At 71.6% G+C, this 22,687-nt stretch carries 23 protein-coding genes; 13 read left to right on the forward strand and 10 right to left on the reverse strand.

The features are described from left to right. Window positions 1-7 precede the first annotated feature (7 nt). Window positions 8-196, reverse strand: coding sequence for a hypothetical protein (locus tag ACQP2Y_RS38525; protein ID WP_433721278.1), 189 nt, complete (start codon window positions 194-196; stop codon window positions 8-10). Continuing rightward, a complete protein-coding gene (gene bioB, locus ACQP2Y_RS38530) occupies window positions 193-1,188 on the reverse strand; it encodes a biotin synthase BioB (RefSeq protein WP_433721280.1) in 996 nt (331 codons plus the stop codon). The genes ACQP2Y_RS38525 and bioB overlap by 4 nt, the downstream gene beginning before the upstream one ends. 97 nt (window positions 1,189-1,285) lie before the next feature. Between bioB and ACQP2Y_RS38535 the strand changes: the two genes are divergently transcribed. The 8 genes from ACQP2Y_RS38535 to ACQP2Y_RS38570 all read left to right on the forward strand — a co-directional run bounded on the left by ACQP2Y_RS38535 (window position 1,286) and on the right by ACQP2Y_RS38570 (window position 9,736). Beyond that, window positions 1,286-2,422: an 8-amino-7-oxononanoate synthase gene (locus tag ACQP2Y_RS38535; RefSeq protein WP_433732211.1), complete on the forward strand. Its 1,137-nt coding sequence runs from the start codon at window positions 1,286-1,288 to the stop codon at window positions 2,420-2,422. A 428-nt stretch (window positions 2,423-2,850) separates the two neighbouring features. Continuing rightward, window positions 2,851-3,708, forward strand: coding sequence for a dethiobiotin synthase (gene bioD / locus ACQP2Y_RS38540; protein ID WP_433721281.1), 858 nt, complete (start codon window positions 2,851-2,853; stop codon window positions 3,706-3,708). Continuing rightward, window positions 3,708-4,175 carry a GNAT family N-acetyltransferase gene (locus tag ACQP2Y_RS38545; RefSeq protein ID WP_433721283.1) on the forward strand — a complete coding sequence of 156 codons (468 nt, stop codon included), beginning with the start codon at window positions 3,708-3,710 and terminating at the stop codon, window positions 4,173-4,175. Before bioD ends, ACQP2Y_RS38545 begins: the two co-directional genes overlap by 1 nt. A gap of 92 nt (window positions 4,176-4,267) precedes the next feature. Next, complete coding sequence (locus ACQP2Y_RS38550) at window positions 4,268-5,554, forward strand: hemolysin family protein (RefSeq protein ID WP_433721285.1); 1,287 nt, start codon at window positions 4,268-4,270, stop codon at window positions 5,552-5,554. A 140-nt stretch (window positions 5,555-5,694) separates the two neighbouring features. Continuing rightward, window positions 5,695-6,273, forward strand: a complete 579-nt coding sequence (locus ACQP2Y_RS38555) for a GAF domain-containing protein (RefSeq protein ID WP_433721287.1) — start codon at window positions 5,695-5,697, stop codon at window positions 6,271-6,273. Between the two features lie 485 nt (window positions 6,274-6,758). Continuing rightward, window positions 6,759-7,667, forward strand: coding sequence for a diacylglycerol/lipid kinase family protein (locus tag ACQP2Y_RS38560; RefSeq protein ID WP_433721289.1), 909 nt, complete (start codon window positions 6,759-6,761; stop codon window positions 7,665-7,667). Window positions 7,668-7,833: 166 nt separating this feature from the next. Further along, window positions 7,834-8,046, forward strand: a complete 213-nt coding sequence (locus ACQP2Y_RS38565; protein ID WP_360549498.1) for a hypothetical protein — start codon at window positions 7,834-7,836, stop codon at window positions 8,044-8,046. Between the two features lie 223 nt (window positions 8,047-8,269). Next, entirely contained in the window at window positions 8,270-9,736 is a 1,467-nt protein-coding gene (locus ACQP2Y_RS38570) for a hypothetical protein (protein WP_433721291.1), read from the forward strand. Window positions 9,737-9,739: 3 nt separating this feature from the next. Here ACQP2Y_RS38570 and ACQP2Y_RS38575 read toward each other — a convergent pair whose 3' ends face one another. The 6 genes from ACQP2Y_RS38575 to ACQP2Y_RS38600 all read right to left on the reverse strand — a co-directional run bounded on the left by ACQP2Y_RS38575 (window position 9,740) and on the right by ACQP2Y_RS38600 (window position 16,850). Beyond that, window positions 9,740-10,570 carry a carbohydrate ABC transporter permease gene (locus ACQP2Y_RS38575; protein WP_433721292.1) on the reverse strand — a complete coding sequence of 277 codons (831 nt, stop codon included), beginning with the start codon at window positions 10,568-10,570 and terminating at the stop codon, window positions 9,740-9,742. Then, a complete protein-coding gene (locus tag ACQP2Y_RS38580; protein ID WP_433721294.1) occupies window positions 10,560-11,498 on the reverse strand; it encodes a carbohydrate ABC transporter permease in 939 nt (312 codons plus the stop codon). Before ACQP2Y_RS38580 ends, ACQP2Y_RS38575 begins: the two co-directional genes overlap by 11 nt. Beyond that, window positions 11,495-12,718, reverse strand: coding sequence for an ABC transporter substrate-binding protein (locus ACQP2Y_RS38585; protein ID WP_433721296.1), 1,224 nt, complete (start codon window positions 12,716-12,718; stop codon window positions 11,495-11,497). Before ACQP2Y_RS38585 ends, ACQP2Y_RS38580 begins: the two co-directional genes overlap by 4 nt. Window positions 12,719-12,733: 15 nt before the next feature. Further along, on the reverse strand, window positions 12,734-14,332 hold the full coding sequence (locus ACQP2Y_RS38590) for an FAD-dependent oxidoreductase (RefSeq protein WP_433721298.1): 1,599 nt from the start codon (window positions 14,330-14,332) through the stop codon (window positions 12,734-12,736). Further along, window positions 14,325-15,452: a LacI family DNA-binding transcriptional regulator gene (locus ACQP2Y_RS38595; RefSeq protein WP_433721299.1), complete on the reverse strand. Its 1,128-nt coding sequence runs from the start codon at window positions 15,450-15,452 to the stop codon at window positions 14,325-14,327. The genes ACQP2Y_RS38590 and ACQP2Y_RS38595 overlap by 8 nt, the downstream gene beginning before the upstream one ends. A gap of 264 nt (window positions 15,453-15,716) precedes the next feature. Continuing rightward, a complete protein-coding gene (locus tag ACQP2Y_RS38600; protein WP_433721301.1) occupies window positions 15,717-16,850 on the reverse strand; it encodes an MBL fold metallo-hydrolase in 1,134 nt (377 codons plus the stop codon). 116 nt (window positions 16,851-16,966) lie between these two features. Between ACQP2Y_RS38600 and ACQP2Y_RS38605 the strand changes: the two genes are divergently transcribed. The 5 genes from ACQP2Y_RS38605 to ACQP2Y_RS38625 all read left to right on the forward strand — a co-directional run bounded on the left by ACQP2Y_RS38605 (window position 16,967) and on the right by ACQP2Y_RS38625 (window position 20,857). After that, the gene (locus ACQP2Y_RS38605; RefSeq protein WP_360833944.1) at window positions 16,967-17,545 is read left to right on the forward strand and encodes a hypothetical protein; all 579 of its coding nucleotides are present in this window, start codon (window positions 16,967-16,969) and stop codon (window positions 17,543-17,545) included. 23 nt (window positions 17,546-17,568) lie between these two features. Continuing rightward, complete coding sequence (locus tag ACQP2Y_RS38610; protein WP_433721302.1) at window positions 17,569-19,065, forward strand: deoxyguanosinetriphosphate triphosphohydrolase family protein; 1,497 nt, start codon at window positions 17,569-17,571, stop codon at window positions 19,063-19,065. A 74-nt stretch (window positions 19,066-19,139) separates the two neighbouring features. After that, window positions 19,140-19,691, forward strand: a complete 552-nt coding sequence (locus ACQP2Y_RS38615; RefSeq protein WP_433721303.1) for a hypothetical protein — start codon at window positions 19,140-19,142, stop codon at window positions 19,689-19,691. Between the two features lie 36 nt (window positions 19,692-19,727). Then, window positions 19,728-20,483, forward strand: a complete 756-nt coding sequence (locus tag ACQP2Y_RS38620; RefSeq protein ID WP_433721304.1) for a HipA family kinase — start codon at window positions 19,728-19,730, stop codon at window positions 20,481-20,483. Further along, complete coding sequence (locus ACQP2Y_RS38625; protein ID WP_433721305.1) at window positions 20,480-20,857, forward strand: DUF3037 domain-containing protein; 378 nt, start codon at window positions 20,480-20,482, stop codon at window positions 20,855-20,857. Before ACQP2Y_RS38620 ends, ACQP2Y_RS38625 begins: the two co-directional genes overlap by 4 nt. Before the next feature lie 10 nt (window positions 20,858-20,867). On the opposite strand, the gene ACQP2Y_RS38630 is transcribed toward ACQP2Y_RS38625, so the two are convergent. Continuing rightward, window positions 20,868-21,695: a MerR family transcriptional regulator gene (locus tag ACQP2Y_RS38630; protein WP_433721306.1), complete on the reverse strand. Its 828-nt coding sequence runs from the start codon at window positions 21,693-21,695 to the stop codon at window positions 20,868-20,870. A 34-nt stretch (window positions 21,696-21,729) separates the two neighbouring features. Further along, window positions 21,730-22,680, reverse strand: a complete 951-nt coding sequence (locus ACQP2Y_RS38635; RefSeq protein ID WP_433721308.1) for an SDR family NAD(P)-dependent oxidoreductase — start codon at window positions 22,678-22,680, stop codon at window positions 21,730-21,732. Window positions 22,681-22,687: the final 7 nt, after the last annotated feature.

Below are 22,687 nucleotides of genomic sequence, written 5' to 3' on the forward strand. Positions count from 1 at the left end.
GGTCGCTCTAGGAGTGGCGCACGCCGTGCTCGACGCAGGTCGCCGTCCAGCCGGTCGGCACGACCTGCACCTTCATCCGGCGCCGGCAGTCCGGGCAGAAACGGGGCGGCTCCAGCTCCCGGGCCGCCGCGCACGCCGAGTGGTCACCCTCCGCGGCCGCCTGACCGCACCGGTCGCAATACACCAGGACCGTCACAGCGTCGCCGAGAGCGCCTTGACCGGCATCTTCAGCTCCTGCAGCAGCTCCAGGTCGGAGGTGGCCGGGCGACCCAGCGTTGTCAGATAGTTGCCGACGATCACCGCGTTGATGCCGCCGAGCAGGCCGTCGCGGGTGCCGAGGTCGCCCAGGGTGATCTCGCGGCCGCCCGCGTACCGCAGGATGGTCCTGGGCATCGCCAGCCGGAAGGCGGCGATCGCGCGCAGCGCGTCCTTGCCCTCCACCACCGGGCGGTCGCCCAGCGGGGTGCCCGGGCGCGGGTTGAGGAAGTTCAGCGGGACCTCGTGCGGGTCCAGCTCGGCGAGCTGCGCGGCGAACTCGGCCCGCTGCTCGACGGACTCGCCCAGGCCGAGGATGCCGCCGCAGCAGACCTCCATGCCGGAGTCGCGCACCATCTTGAGCGTGCCCCAGCGCTCCTCCCACGAGTGGGTGGTCACCACGTTCGGGAAGTAGGACTGGCAGGTCTCGAGATTGTGGTTGTAGCGGTGCACGCCCATCTCGACGAGCTCGTCGACCTGCTCCTGGGTGAGCATGCCCAGACTGGCCGCGACCTGGATGTCGACGGCCTCCTTGATCGCCTTGACGCCCTCGCGCATCTGCGCCATGAGCCGCTGGTCGGGCCCGCGCACGGCGGCCACGATGCAGAACTCCGTCGCCCCGGTCGCCGCGGTCTGCTTGGCCGCCTCGACCAGCGAGGGGATGTCGAGCCAGACCGCGCGCACCGGCGAGGTGAACAGGCCGGACTGCGAGCAGAAATGGCAGTCCTCGGGGCAGCCGCCGGTCTTGAGCGACACGATGCCCTCGACCTCGACCTCCGGGCCGCACCACTTCATCCGGACGTCGTGCGCCACCTGGAGCAGCTCCGGCAGATCCTCGTCGGGCAGCCGCAGCACCTCGAGGATCCCCGCCTCGTCGAGCCCGGCACCGTCGGCAAGAACCTGGGCCCGGGCCCGGTCGAGGATCTCTGGCATGCCCGTACCCTACAAGGCGTTCCGCCCGGCCGGGATGTCGGAGCCGGGTGATAGTTTGCCCGGCGGACGGGGTTCCGGCGATGAGGGTGAGGGTGCTTTGGCGGGCTGGCAGGAGGCGCTCGAGCGCCAGGCCCGCACGCGGGCCAAGGCCGGGCTGACCAGGACCTTGCGGCCGCGACCGGCCGACGACCGGGTGGTCGACCTGGCCGGCAACGACTACCTCGGCCTGGCCGTGCACCCCGAGGTGATCGCGGCGTCGGTCCGGGCCCTGCAGGAGTACGGCCTGGGCGCCACCGGTTCGCGTCTGGTCCGCGGCTCGACCCGGGCTCACGCCGCCCTGGAGACCGACCTGGCCGACTGGCTCGGCGCGGAGCAGGCGCTGGTGTACTCCTCGGGCTACCTGGCCAATCTGGGTGCGGTCCGCGCGCTGGCCGGCCCCGAGACCCTGCTCGTGTCGGACCGCTACAACCACGCGTCGCTGATCGACGGCTGCAAGAGCTCGGGCGCCGAGGTGGTCGTCGCCCCGCACGCCGACCCGGCCGCCCTCGCGGCGATCCTCGACGCCCACCCCGGCCGGCCCGCTGTGTTCGTCACCGAGTCGGTCTTCTCCGTGGACGGCGACCTCGCGCCGCTGGCCGAGCTGCACGCGGTGACCTCCGCCCGCGACGCTCTGCTGCTGGTCGACGACGCCCACGCGGTAGGTGTGCTCGGCGCCGAGGGCGCGGGCGGTGTCGCGGCGGCGGGCCTGGCCGGCCGGCCGGACGTCGTCGTGACGGCGACCCTGTCGAAGTCATTGGGCGGCGCGGGTGGCGTGGTCGCCGGTCCGGCCGCGCTGATCCGGCATTTGATCGACACGGGCCGCACGTTCATTTACGACACGGCGCCGCCGCCGGCTGTGGTGGCCGGTGTGCACGCGGCGTTGCGGGTGGCCCGGGCCGCGGACGACCTCCGGGCCGTGCTCGCCGCGCGGGGTGAGCTGACCGCGCGCCGGCTCGGTGCGGCCGGGTTCGAGGTGTCGCGGCCGGCGGCTGGGGTGTTGTCCGTGCCCGCGCCGGGTCCGGAGGCGGCGGTGGCCTGGGCGGCTGACTGCGCCGACCGGGGCATCGCGGTGGGCTGCTTCCGTCCCCCGTCGACGCCGGACGGCTCGTCCCGGCTGCGCCTGACCCTGAACGCCGGTGTCACGGCGGCGGACTTCGCCCGAGCCTTGGACGTGATCGTGGAGTGCGCACCGTGACGTGGGACCAGACCGCCCCGCCCCGCTCCCCGGAGGAAGATCCCCGCCCGGTCTCCCCCGCAGTGCCCGCGCCTGTCTCCCCGGCGATCCCAGGCCCCGGCTTCCCCGGCGCCCCGCGGCCAGGCCATCAGCCGGACGAACCCCGGCCGGGCGAACCCCGGCCAGGTCACCAGCCGGGCGAACCCCGGCCGGGTCACCAGCCGGGCGAACCCCGGCCAGGTCACCAGCCGGGCGAACCCCGGCCGGGCCATCAGCCGGGCGAACCCCGGCCAGGTCACCAGCCGGGCGAACCCCGGCCGGGCCATCAGCCGGGCGAACCCCGGCCAGGTCACCAGCCGGGCGAACCCCGGCCGGGCCATCAGCCGGAGAGCCCTCAGCCAGGCGAGCCCCAACCCGACCCCGAGCCGGACCGCCCGAACGAACCGGCCATGCCGGTGCCGGTCTCGCCCGGAGTAGGCCCCGCCTCCCCCGCGGACGCCGATCTCTCCCCCGAGACGATCCGGGCCACCGTCGCTGCCGAGCCCGAGCCGGCCACCCGCTCCGCCGCCCGCCCCGCCGAAGCCGGCGAGTGGCGCGGCATCGTCCTGGTCACCGGCACAGACACCGACGTGGGCAAGACCATCGTCACCTCGGCCATCGCGGCCGCCGCCCAGGCCGCCGGCCTGCGGGTGGCCGTGGTCAAGCCGGGCCAGACCGGCACCGCCGGCGGCGGCCCCACCGACATCGACCTGATCACCCGGCTCGCGCATCCGCACACCGCGCGCACCCTGGCGTCCTATCCCGAGCCGCTGGCTCCGCTCGCCGCCGCGAAGGTCGCCGGGATGGAGCCGCTGGAGCTCTACGAGGTCGTGGACGCGATCCGGGCCGAGGCGGACAAGCACGATCTGGTGCTCGTCGAGGGCGCCGGTGGCCTGCTGGTGCCGATGGGCGTCCGTCCTTCGGGTGAGGCCTGGACCGTCGCCGATCTCGCCACCACGCTCGGGGGCCGGACGATTGTGGTGTCCCGGGCCGGGCTGGGCACGCTCAACCACACCGCTCTGACGTTGGAGGCGCTGGATCGCCGGGGGGTGCCGGCCAAGGTGGTGCTGGGTGCGTGGCCGGCGGAGCCGGAGCTGGTGCACTGGGCCAACCTGACCGAGCTGGTTCCGCACCTGGTCGGCGCGTTGCCGGACGGTGCCGGCGGGATGGAGCCGGGTGTCTTCCAGCGGTCCGCTCCGGGCTGGTTGACGCCCGCGTTGTTCGGCGTGCTGGACGACTGGCGCGTCTGGGCCGACGAGGTCAGCTGATGGAGATCACCATCGCGGCGGCCGATCCGGCCGACGCCGGTGAGGTGCTCACCGTGCAGCGGGCCGCTTTCCTGGCCGAGGGCGCGCTGAACAACTCGTTCACGCTGCCGCCGCTGACCGAGACCCTGGACGAGGTGCGGGCCGTGCTGGCCGACCCGGACACGGTGGTGCTCGTGGCCCGGCTGGGGCACCGGCTGGTCGGCTCGGTACGCGCCCGGGTGGCCGGCCGCACCGGGCACATCGGCCGCCTCGCGGTGGCTCCCGACCTGCAGGGACAGGGGCTCGGACGGCGGCTGACGACTGCCGTCGAGGAGGCGCTGGCCGGCCGGGTCGACCGCTTCGAGCTGTTCACCGGCGCCACCAGTGCGGCCAACCTCCGGCTGTACCGCGGTCTCGGGTACGTCGAGTCCGGCTGGGGGCCGGGGGCGGCGCCGGTCGGGATCACGTACCTGGAAAAGCGGGTTTGAACTGTTTTTCCTGCCTGCCGCCGCGCGGCGGTAACCGAGTGTCTATAGCCTGTGGGGCTCGTGATCCGAACGCCTGAGGGGCTGAAACTGTCGTGGATGGCATAGGCGGGCAGGTCTTGCTCGTGCTGGTGCTGGTGCTGGTCAACGCGGCCTTCTCCGGTAGCGAGATGGCGCTGGTGTCGTTGCGTGACAGCCAGGTGCACAAGCTGGAACGAGCTTCCCGGCGCGGGCGGGTGCTGGGCCGGCTGACCCGGGATCCGAACAGGTTCCTGGCCACCATTCAGATCGGTATCACGCTGGCCGGCTTCCTGGCCTCGGCGGCCGCCGCGGTCTCGTTGTCCCGGCCGCTCGTCGAACCGCTGGGTTTTCTCGGTTCGGCCGCCGAGCCGGCCGCCATCGTGATCGTCACCATCGTGCTGACGTTCGTCACGCTGGTGATCGGTGAGCTGGCGCCGAAGCGGATCGCCATGCAGCGCACCGAGGGCTGGGCGTTGCTGGTGGCGCGCCCGCTGGACATCCTGTCGACCATCTCCCGGCCCGCGGTCTGGCTGCTCAGCGTCGCGACCAACCTGCTGGTCCGGCTGGCCGGCGGTGACCCGTCCGCACAGCGCGAGGAGGTCAGCACCGAGGAGATCCGCGACATGGTCGCGGCGCAGCAGGACTTCTCGATCGAGCAGCGGACCATCATCAGCGGTGCGTTCGAGATCGCCGACCGGATCCTGCGGGAGATCCTGGTGCCGCGCCGCGACGTGCTGACCCTCGCGACCGGGCTGGCCGCCCCGGAGGCGTTGAGCCAGCTCATCGCCGGCGGGCACTCCCGCGCGCCGGTCGTCGGGCCGGCCGGGCTGGACGACGTCTTCGGCGTCGTCCACCTGCGGGACCTGGTGGGCGCGCAGGGCCCGGTCGACGCGGTGGCCCGGCCGGGGCTGTTCCTGCCGGAGACGCTGCGGGTCTCCGACGCGCTGCGCCAGATGCGTCTGGAGCGTCAGCAGATCGCCCTCGTGGTCGACGAGCGCGGCGCCATCGACGGCATCATCACCATGGAGGACCTGGTCGAGGAGATCGTCGGGGAGATCTACGACGAGACCGACCGGGACGTGCAGTCGGTGGTCAAGGAGGCGGACGGCGCGCTGCTGATGCCGGGGTCGTTCCCGATCCACGACCTGCCCGACATCGGCTTCGACAACGCGGGCGACGAGGGCGACTACACGACCGTCGCCGGCATGGTGCTCGCGGTGCTCGGGCACATCCCGACCGAGCCGGGTGAGGTGGTGACCCTGCCGCAGTTCACCGCCGAGGTGGTCGAGGTGACCGGCCGGGCGATCACCCGGGTCCGGTTGCGCGCGCTGCCCCGCACCGAAGAGGACGACGAGGACTGACCGCGCCTGACAATTTGTGCGACATTCGCGCTCGCCGCGATCATCGTGGCCATTTTGGCGGCTGCGCCCATTGCGAATGACCTGCCTGCTTTCACTAGGCTCTCAGTGACCGCGAGCGATCATTGCGTGAGGTGGGTCCCATGACGAACAGCAGCCCCGTATCGGGCAACGCCTATGAATACCTGGACAGCGTCGACCCCGAGGAGCAGCGCCGGCTCGAGGCGGTGCGCCGCTATCGGCTGGTCGACCAGCCGGTGGAGGACGCGTACGACCGGATCGCCTTCGTGGCCGGCGCCATCTTCGACGCTCCGATCGCGACGGTGTCCCTGGTGGAGCAGGACCGGGTCTGGCTGGCCGCCTGCCAGGGCCTGACCGGCGTCCGGGAGGTCGGCAAGGAGCCGGGCCTGTGCGCCTCGGTCATCGCCCAGGACGACGTCTACGTGATCAACAATGCCGCGGTCGACCCGCGCACGCTGGAGCACCCGCTGGTACGCGGCGAGCTGGGTCTGCGCTTCTACGCCGCGGCCCCGATCCGCACCCACGACGGCTACCGGCTGGGCACCGTCAACGTGATCGACAACCGCCCCCGCGAGGTGACGCAGCGGCAGCTGACCGCCCTGGAGCACCTGGCGTCGATGGTGTCGGACGAGCTGGAGCTGCGGCTGATGGTGATCCGCAGCGCGGCCGCCGAGCAGCGCATGCGCGAGAGCGTGCACTGAGGATCCGCAGCGTGGGAGCAGGGGCGGCCACCGCGGCCGCCCCTCCCTCTTGAGGTGCCAGGTAGCAGGTTGCGAATTAGCTATCATCCATATGTCTTGTGCTGCCGCCCGCCATGCCTCATCCTGATATAGCGGCCAGACGTAGCTAAAAAGGGCATCGTCGTGCCGCTCGTTCGGGAGGGAGCGGCCCGATGACACGACGGAATCGACCCCGGCCCCGCAGCGTCGAGCACCGGCTCGCGCGCCGCGAGGCGCACCGCCTGACGCCCCATCGCCGAGGCGTCACCCGCACAATGATCGCGACGAAGCGGACCCGACCCGGGTCCGTTCTTCGTCTGCTCTCCGCCATCGGATCAGTCCTGGCATCGGTGGTGGCCATCGTCCACCACGTGATCCAGATGATCCGCGGGAGCTGAGGGCCAGTTCGGAGCCGCGCCCACCGCCATGGGCGTAGGAATGTGTGGCATCGGGTAAACGCCGGTGCCATGCGGAATCCCCGGAAAGTCGCCGTGGTCGCCCACCGGCGCAAGACTCTCGGCGGCGGGCTCGACGAGCTGCGCCGGCTCATCACCGACGAGGGTGTCGACGAGCTCGACTGGCACGAGGTGCCCAAGAGTCGCAAGGCGCCCAAGCAGGTCCGCAAGGCCCTCGCCCAGGAACCGGACCTGCTGCTGGTGTGGGGCGGGGACGGCATGGTGCAGCGCAGCCTGGACACCGTCGCCCGCACCAAGGGCGGCGCCAAGGTCCCGGTCGGCATCATCCCGGCCGGCACGGCGAACCTGCTGGCCACCAACCTCGGTGTGCCGCACGACCTGGCCGAGGCGGTCCGGATCGCGTTCCACGGCCGGCGGCACAAGCTGGACCTGGGCGTGCTCAACGGCGAGCACTTCGCGGTGATGGCCGGCATCGGCTTCGACGGCGCCATGATCCAGGACGCGGACGGCAAGCTGAAGGACCGGCTGGGCAAGCTCTCGTACGTCTACACCGGCCTGCGCCACCTCAACGGCGAGGCTCCCAAGGCGACGATCAAGGTGGACGGCACCCCGTGGTTCGCCGAAGACGCCAGCTGCGTACTGGTCGGCAACGTCAGCACGGTGACCGGCGGCATCAAGGCCTTCGACGACGCGAAGCCGGACGACGGCTGGCTGGACGTCGGCGTCGCGACGGCCCGCGGCGTGACGCAGTGGGCGCGCACAATGGGCCGGATGGCCGTGGGCCGTTCCGAGGACTCGCCGTTCGTGCACATGACCCGGGCCCGGCGCATCGACGTCAAGCTGAAGAAGCCGCTGATGTACGAGCTGGACGGTGGCGCCCGGGAAGCGGTCAAGAAGATCCGCGTGCAGGTCGCCCCGGCCGCCGTCAAGGTCTGCGTACCGGAACAAGGGATCGGATAAGCGACAGAAAACGTATGTCGCCCTCCGTACCGTTAATTCGGATTCATCGCTCTTAAGACCGATTAATCCTCTGGTCCGTGGCGGTGCCGCGACCCACACTGAGTGGCGTCGGGCACCGCTACGCATCTCCAGGGGGACGGCAATGCCTTACCACCAGAGTTCCGCAGTGAGCGTCGCAACGGTCATGACCGCCGCCACCGTCATCATCATCGGCTACCGCATCGGCCGGGCCCACGCCGCCTGGCGTGACGTCCGGTCGGTCAAGCGCGACCTGCCGGCCAAGCGCAAGATCGCCTGGGGACACACCAGGCCGCTGGTCTTCGGCGCACTCTTCCTGATCCTGACGTTCGCCGCCGCGGCCTACGACGCCGGCCATTGACAACGACGGACGCCCCGAGCCAGAGCGAAGATCAAGGCGATGTCGTGCCTGGTTGCATGGCACCAGCCGTCGCTCCCGCCGACACCGGGCGAGGGTGACCAATCGCCTGGCGGCTCATGAACGGCCACCCTCACCCTGCCAGGTCCGTGCGTGGGGAAAACCCGGGGCATGTCGGGTATGCGGATCTGTGGTCCGGTGCTGCCGGACCTGGCAGAGTGCCCCCATGATGTGGACCGGGCGGGCCGATGAGGCCGGCGCTCTCGGCTTGCTGCTGGATCGCACGTACGCCGACGTGGCTGCGGCGGCCGAGCGTCCCCGGTCGCTCGATCGGGAGTTCCTCATCGGTCAGTTCGACCTGTGGGACAACCATCTGCTGCCTGCCGTGGCCGCGGGGACCGCTCCCCCGTGGACCCGGCGTTCCGCGGCGCGCGCTGTATGGCGCCGGCTCGGGTTCGCGGCCGGGGACGAGCACCGGCAGTGGATGGCCGGTCATCTCGACGGGCTCGGGCACGATCCGGTCGCGTTGCTCGGTCCGGAGCGGGACCGCCGCCCGTCCCGGACTCAGGACGGCAGGCTCATCCCGGTGCCGCAGCCGTTGACGGCCGAGGCCGCCGAGCTGATCCGCGCGGATTACGACCTGACTGGCGGCACTCTCGCCGGCGCCCGGATCGACGTGCGCGGCGGCGATCCGCAGCGGATCAGCGGGGCATTCAAACTCACCGCGAGCAGCCGGCGATATCCCACGGACAGCCCGGTCCCACCCACGCTGTCCGCGGACAGCCGGCCACACACCGCGGACAGCCCGGCCCCGCCGGCCCTGTACTTCCACGTCGGCGAGCTGACGTCCGCGGTCTTCCCACACGCAGAGCACGGCTCGGTGCGGCTGAAGGGAGAGCCGACCGTCGTCGTGACCGCGCCGGACGAGGTCAGTCTCGAAAGCTCAGCACTGCGATTCGCGGGCCGGGATTTCCTCTGGTATCCCGACGACATGGACTGGTCCGGGTCGGCGGCGGCTCAAGCCTCAGAGGAAGGCATCCGCGAGAACGCCCCCGAACTGCCCGAGCTCGCCGCGCGCGGTGCCGACGTGCTGGGCGTCCTGCAGCTCACGATCATGTGGCAGTTACGCCGGATGCGCTACGCCGGCTTGCTGCGGCGCTGGGAGCTGGCCGCGGCCGCCACCCTCTGCGGCGGACTGAACGCCCAGCTCTTCCGCGTGACCCCCACAGCGCTGCGGGCCCGCTGGGCGGCGCGCCGGGTCCGCACGATGCTGGAGACCGAGGACAGCCAGGCCCGGGCCCTGCTGCGGATCGTCGGCCGGCATCTGCCGCTCGAGGTGCCCGAGCTGCCCGGCGCCGCCGTACCACCGGCCCCGAGCCGGATCACGGTCAGCACCGCCGGGCGGTTGCCGGCCGAGCTGGACTTCACCGGCGGCCGGCTGCGTTTCGTGGATGTCGCCGCCGGCGAGACCGTCATCCACCTGGACGCCCGGCGCGGTGACCGGGACACGATCGTCGTGATCCTGCTGAGCGAACCGCTGGGCTGCGCTCCCCTGACCGTCATTCCGGACGGCCTGACTCTCGCCGGCCGACCGGGCTTGGACGTCACCGCCGACGACGTGACCCTGACGGTTCCCCTGCCCGGCGGCGACTGGACGGTCCGGGCCGCCGCCGGTTCCTGGTACGCCGACTGAGACTCAGCCCTTCAGGCCCGTGTGGGCGAGTCCCTCGATGAACTGGCGCTGGGCGATCACGAAGACGATCAGCACCGGGATCGCCGTCATCGAGGCCGCCGACAGCTGCACGTTCCACAGTGGCCCCTGGTAGACGTCGGTGAACTGGGTCAGCGCCTGCGGCAGGGTGAACTTCTGCTTGCTGGAGAGGTACACGATCGGCTCCAGGTACAGGTTCCAGCTGTGCAGGAAGGTGAAGATGGCGACCGCGCCCAGGGCCGGTTTGGCCAGCGGCAGCGCGATGCGGCGGAAGATCGCCGGGCGGCCCAGGCCGTCCATCCGGGCCGCCTCCTCCAGCTCGGCCGGCAGCGTGATGAAGAACTGCCGCATGATGAACGTCGCCAGCACGCACGGCGCCCCGAAGATCGGTACGAGGATCAGCGGCCAGTGAGTGTCGATCATCCCGAGCCCGTTGAACATCCGGAACAGCGGGACGATCGTCACCTCGCTGGGGATGAGCAGGCCGGTCAGTACCACCAGGAACAGGGCGTTCTGGCCGGGGAAACGGATCCGGGCGAACGCGTAGCCGGCCATCGACGCGACCACCAGCGTGCCCACCGTGACCACGACCGCGATGTACGCGCTGTTCCAGTACTGCTGGGCGAACGGCTGCATGGTGAACACGTCGCCCCACGCCTTGAGGGACGGGTCACCGGGCCACAGCCGCGGCGGGAAGGCGAAGATCTCCGCGTTCGGCTTCAGCGACGACGTGACCATCCACCAGGTCGGGAACACGAACGGGACGCAGAGCACCAGCAGGACGGCGTACAGCGCGACCTTGGCCCTATTGCTCATGGAAGACCCACCTCTTGCGCAGGTGCCACTGCACGACGGTGAGCAGCAGGACGATGAGGAAGAGCAGCACCGACAGCGTCGCGCCGTAGCCGAAGGTGTGGAACTGGAACGCCTGCTGATACAGGTAGTAGACGAGCACCGTGGTGGACGTGCCCGGCCCGCCCTGGGTGAGCACGGCGATCTGGGCGAAGACCTGCAACGACCCGACCACCGTGATGATCGAGGTGAGCAGAATCGTGGGGCTGATCAGCGGCAGGGTGATCCGCCGGAACGCCGTCCACCGGCTGGCCCCGTCGACCCGGGCGGCCTCATAGAGGTCCTGCGGCACCCCTTGCAGCGCGGCCAGGAACAGCACCATGTTGAGGCCGACGTTCTTGAAGACCTGCACCACGACCACCGCCGCCATCGCCGTGCCGCCGGAACGCAGCCAGTTCGGGCCCTGGACGCCGATGGTGTCGAGCAGCCCGTTGATGCCGCCGTTGGACTGGAGCATGAAGTGCCACACGATGGTCCAGGCGACCAGCGACACCACCACCGGGGAGAAGAACAGCACCCGGAAGACAGTGGTGCCGCGCAGTTTCTGGTTCAGCAGGACCGCGAGCAGCAACGCCAGCGCGAGGTTGAGCAGCACCAGGCCGGCCGAGAAGAGCAGCGTGGCCCGCAGCACCGACGGCAGCTTCGGGTCGTCGAGCAGCCGCTGGTAGTTGTCCGTGCCGACGAAGTCGAAGGTGTCGGCCAGCACGTTCCACTCGTGCAGGCTGTACCAGCCGACCAGCACCAGCGGGACCAGCACGAAGACGACCGTGCCGAGCAGCTGCGGCGCGATGAACAGGTAGCCGGTGAGCCGGTCACGCCGCCGGGTCGTCCAGTACGCGGGCCTCGGCCGGGTCTCCTCGGCCGGGGACCGCACCGCGGTGAGGGTGCTCATTTCGCCAGGAGGGGCTGGATCGCCGCGCAGACCCCGTCCAGCACCGGCTTGACCTGGGCGTCGGCCTTCCACAGCGGGTCCAGCGCGGAGCGGACCGCCTGGCCGATCTCGGCGCTGTCGCGGTGGCTGGGCTTGACCACGCCGGTGGAGATGCCGTCGATGACGACGTCCTGGAGCTGTTCGGGCTTGAGCAGCGGGTTGGACTTGGCCAGGGTGGCCGCGGTGAGCTGCGAGCGGCGCGGCGGCGGGAAGAACTGGGCGAGTTTGGCCGAGTTGGCCTCGTTGGTGAAGAACGCCAGGAAGTCGGCGGCGGCGTCGGCGTTCTTGCCCTTCTTCAGCACTCCGAGCCCGCCCTGGCCGATGACGGCGTACTCGCCCTTGGGGCCGGCCGGCAGTGGCACCAGGGTCCACTTGAACTTCGCCTCCTTGAGCAAAGAGGCCCGGGAGATCTGGGTGATCGTCATCGCCGACTCACCGGCGAAGAAGTCCGCGGCGACGCCGGGGCCGGGCATCGCCTTGTCGGTGAAGATCGCCTTGTGGATGAAGGTCATCGCGTCGACCATCGGCTGCTGGTTGAAGCCGCAGGTCTTGCCGTCGGCGCTCCACGCCTCGGCGCCCCAGCCGTTGAAGATGCTGGCCAGGTTGTCCCAGGCCTTGTAGTCGAAGTCGCGGACGACGAGTCCCTGCTTGCCGCTGGCCTTCGCCGCGCCGGCGGCGGCCGCCATCGCGTTCTCCCACGTCCACTTGTCCCCGGCCGGCAGGTCCTTGACCAGGTCGGTGTTGACGAAGACCCCGAACGGCGAGGTCGAGAACGGGTACGCGGCGAGCTTGCCGTCCGCCTGCCACAGCTTGGTGGCCGCCGGGACCAGGTCGGACTCCTTCTCGACCTTTCCGTCCAGCGGCGCGAGGGCGCCCGAGGAGACGAAGTCGGGTGCCGACCCCTCCAGGATCCAGGCCAGGTCGGGCGCGTTGCCGCCGGCGATCTGGGTGGTCAGCGTGGTCGTGTAGTTCTCGAACGGCAACGCGTCGAACTGCACGGTGACGTCGGGATGGGTGGTCTTGTACTCCGCGGCGAAATCGGTGAAGAGCTTGACGTGTGCCTCGTTGGCGGACCAGGTGGTCATCCGCAGGGTGAGCGGGCCGTCCGAGGTGGAGTCGCTGCCACACGCCGCGAGTCCGCCGAGCAGAACCGTTGCCGCTATGAGTGCCCTTGCTTTCATCGGTGGGGTCCTTCCTCAGTAACCGCTGATGTCGGGCCAGCGCAGCTCGACGCCGTCGGCGGTCAGGCGTTGACGAAAGTCGGCCAGCAGGGCCGGGGTGTTGCGGACCGCGCGCGGGGTGACCGCGCGGGCCAGGCAGAAGTCGGCGAGGATGCCGGCGACCTCGCCGACGTTCCACTCGACGGGGTGCAGGCGGTGGGATCCGTTGGTGATGTGGGTGGTGCCGATGTTCTTGCCGGCGGGCAGCAGGTTCTCCACGCGCCGCGGGATGAGCGCGCCGAGCGGGATCTCGAACGGGCACGAGCCCACGTCGATGTACGTGTCACCGCCGGTGGACGGGTGCAGGTCGATGCGGTACATGCCGACGCCGATCGAGTCCGGGTGCGAGACCGCGCCCTTGTCGCCGCGTACAGCCAGCGACAGGTCCTGCTCGACGATCGTGTACTCGGCGCGGATACGACGGGACTCGCGGATGTACGGCGCCTGAGCCAGCCCGTCGGCGCTGCCGGTCACGTCGCCGCGCAGCCGCAGCCCGGGCCAGCCGGTGCCGCCGTCCGGGCGCGGCGCCTCGGTCTGCAGCCAGTAGAGGACGCTGTAGGACAGCTCCCGCGCCCGCTGCACGTGGTGGGCGGCGTCCGGCACGTCGATGATCGGCGCCTCGAAGTAGTCGATCATCGGCCAGTTCACCAGGCAGATGTCGCTGGGGTAGGAACCGTCGGTGAAGGTGCGCCGGGCGGCGATGCGCCGGAACGTCCACAGGTTGCCGTCGCCGGGGTTGACCCGCTGATCGGCCTGGACCAGCCACGGGTCGTCGTCCGGGTTCGGGGTGAACGACCGGGTGGAGGTGGCCAGCGTGCGCGGGTTCGGCGTCTGCCAGGAAAGCATCCTCGCGCCCCAGAACGGCGGCTGGTAGTCGCGCCAGAAGTCGTACGCCGCGGGCCGGTCGATGGTGTGGTCGCCGTCCACGTGGTCGATCGCGAAGCAGACCGAGAACGCCTGCATGTTGCCCGGGTCGGCGACGTCGGGCGCGTTCGGCTCCCCGGTCTCGGCCTGCGACTCGAACCCGGTGACGTACTCGGTGCCGGTCAGCGGCAGCAGCTCGCCGGTCTCGGTCGCGTCCAGAATGTACGGACCGCTGAGCATCAGCTCCTCGCCCGGCCCGCGGACCGTGACCGCGGTGACCCGATCACCGTCGGTCTCCGCCGCGACGGGCACAAAACCCATCAGAACCCGGAGCAGACCCGACCCACGGTACGGCGCCAGCATCGCCTCGATGACCGCGACGGCGACCCGCGGCTCGTGACACAGCCGGCTCACGTGCCCGGCGCCGGGATTGAGGTCCGGGATACGCCGCGCCCGCTCGGTCAGCGGGTAGTGCCGCCGGTAGTACTCCCGGATGCCGTCCCGCAGTGCCCGGTAACTCGCCGTCACACCGAACTGCTCGACCCAGCTGTGCTCGTCGGGCGGCACGGCCTGGCTGGTCAGCTGGCCGCCGAGCCACTCGTACTCCTCGGTCAGCAGCACCGACCGCCCGGCCCGCAGAGCGCCGAGCGCGGCCGCCACCCCGCCGAGCCCGCCGCCGATGACGACGACGTCCGCGCGCAGTTCACGCATGCGCCACCGCCGCCAGGGTCGCGCCGGCCACCGGCTCGCAGGGCAGGATCCGCTGGGTCACCGCGGTGGTCCCCTCGAGCATGGCGGCCAGCACCTCCACCGCCTGCCAGCCCATCTCCCGGCGCGGGATCCGGTAGCCGGTGAAGTCGATGTCGGTCGCCGCCGGCCGGGTCGGGTCGCCGAGAGCCACGAACGACAGCTCCTCGGGTACGCGCAGACCGCGCTCGGCGGCGAGTTGGGCGAGCACCACCCCGTCGGCGAACTCCTCGACGAACACACAGGTACGCCCGTCGGCGAGGATCGCGTCCAGCACCGCCGCGGCCGAGAACCCGGCGACGGCCTGACGCCGGCCGTCCGCGTCGGCCTGGGCGACCGCGGGCGGAGACCCGGCGATGGCCGGGTGCCGCCCGTCCACATCTGACTGGGCGACCGCGGGCGAGGACCCGGCGATGGCCAGGTGCCGCCCGTCCACATCGGCCTCCGCGACCGCGGCCGCGAAACCGCGCAGCCGGTCGGCGTGCGATTCCGGGCCGGCGCCCTCGCCCACGTAGGCGAGCCGCCGGTGCCCGAGCGCGACAGCAGCGCGCACCTGGGCCGCGGTGGCGCCCGGGTAATCCGCACCCACGTAGGGCACCGGACCACCGGCGTCGTCGCGGCGCCCGACGCTGACGAAGGGCTGCCCCTCGGCGAGCAGCCGGGCCAGCTCCGCCGGATCGAGCGAGCGACCCAGCAGCACGCACCCGTCCGCGAGCCGCAGCCGGTTGTCCTGGTGGAAGATCCGGCGCCGCCCGTCGATCACCGGCGCGCTGGTGAGCAGCAGCAGGTCGCAGCCGACCCGCTCCGCGCACTCCTCTATCCCGGCCAGGAACGGGTGGTAGAAGTCGCCGAGCCCGGCCGGGAACACCGACTCGTAGGTGAAGACGCCGAGGATCCGGTTGTGCCGCGCGGCGAGGCGGCGGGCGATCGGGTCGGCGACATAGCCGGTGCTGCGAATGGCCTGCAGCACCCGTTCCCGGGTCTCAGGGGCGATCCGGACGTCGGCGTCGTCCCGCCCGTTGAGTACCAGCGAGACGGTGGCCTGGCTGACCCCGGTCATCCTGGCGATGTCCTGCTGCGTCACGCGCCTCCGCGTCACAGTCACGATCTGTTCCCCTCGGTTACGAAGGTAATACGCATTAGTTGCGGCTGAGTGACATCGTCAGCCGGTCCGAGCCCGCCGGTCAAGACGCTAATACCTATTACCTAAGGCAAGGCGCCAAAAAGGAACCCGCCGCCCTCGAGGGCGGCGGGTTCTCACCATGCAATCAGTCGGCAATCGGCGGGAGCGACGGTCTGCACCACGCACGGACCTACGACATGAGGTTCAAGATCTTGATCTTGATCCTCAGGCGATAGCTTGCCACCAGCCGTCGACGGCCGGCGGGTTGTCGACGTCCACCCGCTCGCCCGGCCGCGGGACCGCCAGCCGCACGTCGCGCGCCTTGGCCTCGCGCCAGGTGCGGTCGGCCGGCTCCGGCCAGTCGTGCAGCGCCAGGTTGAACGTGCCCCAGTGCACCGGGATCATGAGACCGCCCTGCACGTCCACGTGGGTCGCGACGCCGTCCTCGGGCACCATGTGGATGTCCGGCCAGGCGTCGCCGTAAGCGCCGATCTGCACGAGCGTCACGTCGAACGGGCCGTGCTCCTCGCCGATCTGCGCGAAGCCCGGGAAGTAGCCGGTGTCGCCGGAGTAGAACGCCTTGCGGGTGGGCCCGGCGATCACCCAGGACGACCACAGGGTCTCGTCGCGGGTGAAGCCGCGGCCGGAGAAGTGCCGGGCGGCGGTCGCGACGAACTCGATGCCCGCCACGGTCGCCCGCTCGTCCCAGTCCAGCTCGATGATCCGGGTGGCCGGCACACCCCAGCGCTCCAGGTGCGCGCCGACGCCCAGCGGCACCAGGAACGGCGCCGCCTGCAGGTCCACCAGGTTGCGGATGGAGTCCATGTCGAGGTGGTCGTAGTGGTCGTGGGAGATCAGCACCGCGTCGATCGGCGGCAGCTCGCGCAGCGCCAGCGGGGGCTCGTGCAGCCGCTTCGGGCCGGTCAGCCGGGACGGGGAGCAGCGCTCGCTCCACACCGGGTCGAGCAGGACCCGGCGGCCCTCGATCTCGACCAGCGCCGACGAGTGGCCGAACCAGGTGACGTGCAGCCCGCCCGGGTCGCCGCCGAACTCGGGGCGCAGCACCGGGATCGGCTGGTTCGGGTGCCGGCGGTCGCGGTCGGTCAGCGTCGCGGCCAGGATCCGGGGCATCGAGCCCGCGGTCACCATTGTCGCCGGCACCGTGTTGCGGAACTTGCCGTCGGAGAACTGCGGGGAACGGGTGTACCGCTCGCCGCGCTCGCCGTCGGCGCGGGCCCCGATCTTGCGGCCGCCGATCTGCGCGGGGATGTCACGAGCGGCCCAGGCCGCAGCGGCCCCCAGTGCCAGGGCCACCAATGCCCCGGTGCGCCCTCGACGGCCGTCTGCCTGTTTCGCCATGCGAGATCCTCCGTGTCAGTTCTGTCCGGCTGCAAGTCTGACCGCCCACCGGCACCCGGCGCCACCGTCGTGCTGAGGATCTCCTCAGCAAAGCGCTGGTATGTCACACTGCCGCCGTGACTGTCGACACCCTTCAGACCCAGCAGCAGCTCATCGTGCGTCAGCGCGTCCGCTTGATGGTCAACCAGTACGAGGTCCACGCCGTCGCCCCGGACGGCTCGGAGGCCGGCGTGCTCGCGTTCGCCCAGCAGAAGCGGATGGCGTTCAAGGAGCAGGTGACTCTCTACACCGACGACACCAAGACCACTCCCGTCCTCGGTTTCAAGGCCCGTCAGGTCCTCGACCTCGGCGCGACCTACGACATCACGGACGCCTCCGGTAGTCCTATCGGCCTGTTCCGGAAGAACTTCAAGGAATCCCTGCTGCGCTCGACGTGGCACCTGGAGCAGCCCGGCTACGGCGAGATGATCGGCCGGGAGACGAACCTGACCGTCGCGATCCTGCGCCGCTTCGTCGACTCGCTGTCCTGGCTGCCGTACCACTTCGAGTTCCTGCTGAACGGCCGCCCGGCGTTCTCCGTGGTCAAGAAGTGGGGCCTGCGCGACAAGTATGTCGTGACGATCCACGACCCGCAGCTGGACCGCCGGCTGGTCGCCGCGATGTCGGTAGCCCTGGACGCGCTCCAGTCCCGGTAATCCGGTGCGTTAGCGTCGGGCGCATGGACGATCCACGCGCCCGGCGCCTCTTCGGCGACAGCCTCGTCGCCCCCGGCGACCTCGCCACCAGCCCCTTTCGCGTCGACCGGGACCGGATCGTCAGCTCGCCGTTCTTCGCCCGCCTCGGCGGCGTGACCCAGGTGATCAGCCCCGGCGGCGCCGGCCTGCTGGTGCACAACCGGCTCACGCACAGCCTGAAGGTGGCCCAGGTGGGCCGGGCGATCGCGGAACGCCTGGCCGCGAACCCCCGCTACGCCGACGTGCTGGACAAGCTCGGCGGCTGCGACCCCGACGTGGTCGAGGCCGCGGCGCTCGCGCACGACCTCGGGCACCCGCCGTTCGGCCACCTCGGCGAGCGGGTGCTGGACCAGCTCGCCCGGCAGCGGCTGGGGCTGCGCGACGGCTTCGAGGGCAACGCCCAGTCGTACCGGATCGTCACCAGCACCGAGATCCGGGGCCAGGCCACCATCGGGCTGAACCTCACGGCCGCCACCCGCGCGGCCATCCTGAAGTACCCGTGGACCCGCCGGACCCACCCGGCGCCGCATCCCCGGTTCATGGAACCGCCGCCGCGCGGTGCGGCGGCGCCACCGGACGACCCGGACGGCGGTTCGCTGAAGTTCGGCGCGTACACCACCGAGGTCGAGGACATGGTGCAGGCCCGGCTGCCGTTCGCCGGACGGGTCGCCGACTGGCAGCAGACCGCCGAGGCCTCGGTCATGGACACGGCCGACGACATCGCGTACGCGATCCACGACCTCGAGGACGTGCACCGGGTCGGGGTGCTGCAGCAGGGCTCGGTGGCGGCGGAGCTGATGGCGTGGCAGCGCTCGTCGTTCCGGGAGGTCCCGGACGAGGACCTGACCCTCGCCCAGCGCCGCCCGGGCAGCTCGATCGAGGCGCTGCGCCGCCAGCTGCACCGCAAGGACAGCTGGATCAGTGACGACGAGGCGTTCGCCGCAGCGGTGGAGCACGTCCGCGCCGAGCTGGTGGACGGCCTGCTGGCCGAGGCCTTCGACGGCTCGCTGGACGCGGAGGCGCAGGTGGCCGCGTTCTCGGCGAACTGGACCCGGCGCCTGGTCGAGTCGATCGAGGTGACCGACACGCCGGCGGTGCGCTCGGGGCACGTCCTGCTGGCTCCGGCCCAGTGGCACGAGGTGCAGGTGCTCAAGTTCGTGCAGAACAGGTTCGTGCTGGCCCGCCCGGATCTGGCGCTGCACCAGCGGGGCCAGGCGCGGCTGCTGGGCTCGCTGGTGGAGGCCCTGCTGGCCTGGCTGGCCGACCCGGACGAGACCGAGCGTCTCCCCCGGCGGATCCGGGACCTGGTGGAGCTGGCCGAGGCGGAGCTGCCGGAGGGGACCCCGGACCGGATCTACCGGGCGCGCGGCCGCGCGGTGATCGACTTCGTGGCCGCCCTGACCGACAGCCAGGCCGTGGCGCTGATGGACGCCCTGTCCGGGCGCTCTCGCCAGCTGTGGACCGATGCCTTTGTCCTCTGAGAGCTGAACGCGTTTCCTGGCGCAAGCGGAGCAACGGTGTAAGCATGTAATCATCGCTTCGCTTGGAGGTTCCCATGCGTTTCCGTCCACCCTCCGGGGCCCGCACCGAGCCACCCGCCGCCGATGACGCCGCCGCCTGGATCACCGGGGCGACGCCCGACGGCTGGTTCACCGAGCCACCCCAGGTCGTCGTCGACCGCGACGAGATCATCATCTGGGGCCGGGTGCCCACGCCCGACCTGGGCGCCGACGCCACCGACGCCGACCGTTCCGCCGCGCAGTCCGGGCGGATCCACCAGTTCCGCGAGGACACCCGCGACGGCCGGATCAAGGTCGCCCTCCAGGTCGAGCACCGCTACCAGCGCAAGGTGAGCTGGGGTGTGCGCTGCGGCGACACCGAGGAGCTGTTCACCCACCTCTCCGCCCCGGTGATGACCCGGCTGCGCCAGCCCGAGCGGCAGGTGCTCGACACCCTGGTCGACGCCGGCGTGGCCCGCAGCCGCTCCGAGGCGCTGGCCTGGTGCGTCAAGCTGGTCGGCGAGCACACCGAGGAGTGGCTCACCGAGCTGCGCGACGCCATGACCAAGGTCGAGGACCTGCGCCGCCGCGGCCCGGACGCCGCCTGACCCGAGGCCGGCACGCCGCCCGCTAGGGTGAGCGGCGTGCTGTCCGAGGTCATCGCCACCCGTTACGTCACCCCGCTGCGGGAGGGCGGCTCGCTGCCCGGCATCGTCGAGGCCGACAACCTCGGCACGTACGTGGTCAAGTTCCGCGGCGCCGGCCAGGGCCCCAAGGCGCTGGTCGCCGAGGTCATCTCCGGTGAGCTGGCCCGCCGGCTGGGCCTGCCCGTGCCGGAGCTCGTCGTCACCCAGCTCGACCCGGTCGTCGCGCGGGCCGAGCCCGACGAGGAGGTGCAGGAGCTGATCAAGGCCAGCGCCGGCGCCAACCTGGGGATGGACTACCTGCCGGGGGCGCTGGGCTACGACCCGGTGGCCCACCCGGTCGACGCCGAGCTGGCCTCGCGCACGCTGGCCTTCGACGCGTTCGTGGAGAACGTGGACCGCAGCTGGCGCAACCCCAACCTGCTGATCTGGCACGGCGGGCTTTGGCTCATCGACCACGGCGCGACGCTGTACTTCCACCACAACTGGCCGCGTGCGGCGAACGTGGTGCACCGGGCGTACAAGTGGGACGACCACGTGCTGAAGCCGTACGCGACCGCCCTGGCGACCGCCGGCCCGGAGCTGGCCGCCCAGCTCACGCCCGCGCTGCTGGCCGAGGTCATCGACCTGGTCCCGGACGAGTGGCTGGCCGAGTTCGACTTCGCCTCGTCCGGCGAGGCCCGCCACGCCTACCTCGACCACCTGGTGGCCCGGGCCGCCGAGCCCGCCGCCTGGCTGCCGGGGATCGCGGCATGAGGGTCCCCTACGAGTACGCGATCGTCCGCGCGGTCCCCCGGGTCGAGCGCGGCGAGTTCATCAACGTCGGCGTGGTCCTCTACTGCCAGCGCCTCGACTTCCTCGCTGCCCGCACCCACCTGCACGAGCCGCGGCTGCTCGCCCTGGATCCCAACGCCGACCTGGACGGCATCCGGGCGTCGCTGCAGTCCTGGGAGATCACCTGTGCCGGGGGCGCGGACGGCGGCGCGGCCCGCGAGATGAAGCTGGGCGAGCGCTTCCGCTGGATGGTCGCCCCGCGCAGCACGATCCTGCAGGCCGGTCCGGTGCACATGGGCCTGGCGGTGAACCCGTCGGCGGAGCTGGACCGGCTGGTCGAGCTACTCGTCCGGTAGGGCGCCGCGGTCAGGGACCCACGGGCTGGGCGACATGCACGAACGGGTCGGTGCCGGCGATCCTGTGCCAGTCGGCCAGGTAGATCTCGCGTACGGGCGCATTGAGGACCAGGCCCTCGGCGTCGACGTGCCGGGCCAGGGTGTCGTAGGCCTGCATGATCCGCGGATAGAAACAGTCGTCGCGGGCGACCGTGGTGTAGAGCTCGGTGTGCGCGGGCTCCAGCCGGATCACCATCGTGCCCGCCGGCTCGGCCGGCCCGGTGAACGGCACGCAGACCTCGACCGTGGCCTCGCTGTCCGGGGTCACGAAACCGTAGTAGATCACCCAGTGCTCGGCGGTGGTGGTGGCGCCGGCCAGCTGGTCGCGTACCCGCCACTGGAGCTCGTGGATCGTGCCGGCGAGTCCCTGCTGGTCGGTGGCCCGCCGGATGGACGCGACCTTGGTGTCCGGCACTGCCCGCCGGTGCACCTCGTACGTCATGGCGGGCTGGGTGGCCGCGGCGAGCTGGACGCGGAGCCAGCCGATGCTGCCCCGTTTCGCCGCCGTGGCCTGCTCCTGCGCCGCCCACCAGCGGTCGAGCCGTACCACCGCCTCCTCGTCGGTGCCGGCCAGCACCTCGGCGACGACGGCCAGCGGCATGTCGAGTCGGCGCAGCAGACTGATCCGGCGGGCCCGGTCGAGCTGGCTGACGGCGTACCGGCGGTAGCCGCTGACCGGGTCCACCTCGGCCGGTGGCAGCAGACCGGACAGGTCGTAGAGGCGCAACGCCTTGACGGACAGGCCGGACCGCCGGCCGAACTCGCCGATCGTCAGGCCCCGCAGCTCCCGCACGGTCATGCGTACGAGTGTGCACCCCGCCCCTGGGGACGACTCAAGCCCCGCGGCGCAGCCGGCGCACGCCGACCGCCACCGTGGTCGAGGCCAGCGCCGTCGCGGTGGCGGCGAGCGCCGCGACCGGCAGCCGGCCCCAGCGCGCCGGTCCACCCTCGACCCGGCCGGCGGCCCGGAAGACGTTGCCGGCGTCCGGCGCGACCCGGCGCCGGCTCAGGCCCAGCCGGCCCATCATCGGCCCGACCAGCGCGTCGTACACCGGCGGCATGGCCTTGAAACCCAGCTCGGTGAACCGGTTGGCCGCGCCGACCGACAGCTCCCGGCGAGGGCGGTCGGCGAGCCGCAGGATTCCCGCGCCCATCCGCTCGGCGGAGTCCACCGGCGGCGGCGGACGGCCCACGAAACCGGCGTAGTTGGCCGCGCTCGTGTAGATCGGCGTGTCCACGCTGCCCGGCACGAGCTGGCAGACGTTGATGTCCGGCGCGTCGCGGGTCTCCTGCCGCAGGGTCCGGGCCAGGCCGCGCAGACCCCACTTCGAGGTCACGTACGCCGACATGTACGGCGCGGTGATGTGCCCGAGCAGCGAGCCGCACAGGATCACCGTCCCGTGGCCCTGACTCCGGAACACCCGCAACGCCGCCCGGGCGACGTTCGCGGAACCGAGCAGATCCGTCCGGACCACCTGGTCGAAGACCTCCGCGGGCACGTCCTCGAACTTGCCGTACGCCATCACCGCCGCGCTGTCGGCCCACACGTCGATGCGGCCGAACCGGTCGACGGCGGCGTCCGCGAGCTCCTCCACCTGCGCCCGTACGCTGATGTCGGTCGGCACCACCAGCGGGCTCCCGCCGCAGCTCGCGGCCACCTTCTCCAGATCGGCCAGGCCCCGGGCGGCGAGCACCAGCCGGTCCCCTCGCGCGGCGAAGGCCAGCGCGGCGGCCCGGCCGATCCCGCTGGACGCACCGGTCAGTACCACCACACGTGAGCTCATGGCCCAC

This window comes from Actinoplanes sp. CA-051413 (assembly GCF_050955795.1).
Lineage (GTDB): Bacteria > Actinomycetota > Actinomycetes > Mycobacteriales > Micromonosporaceae > Actinoplanes.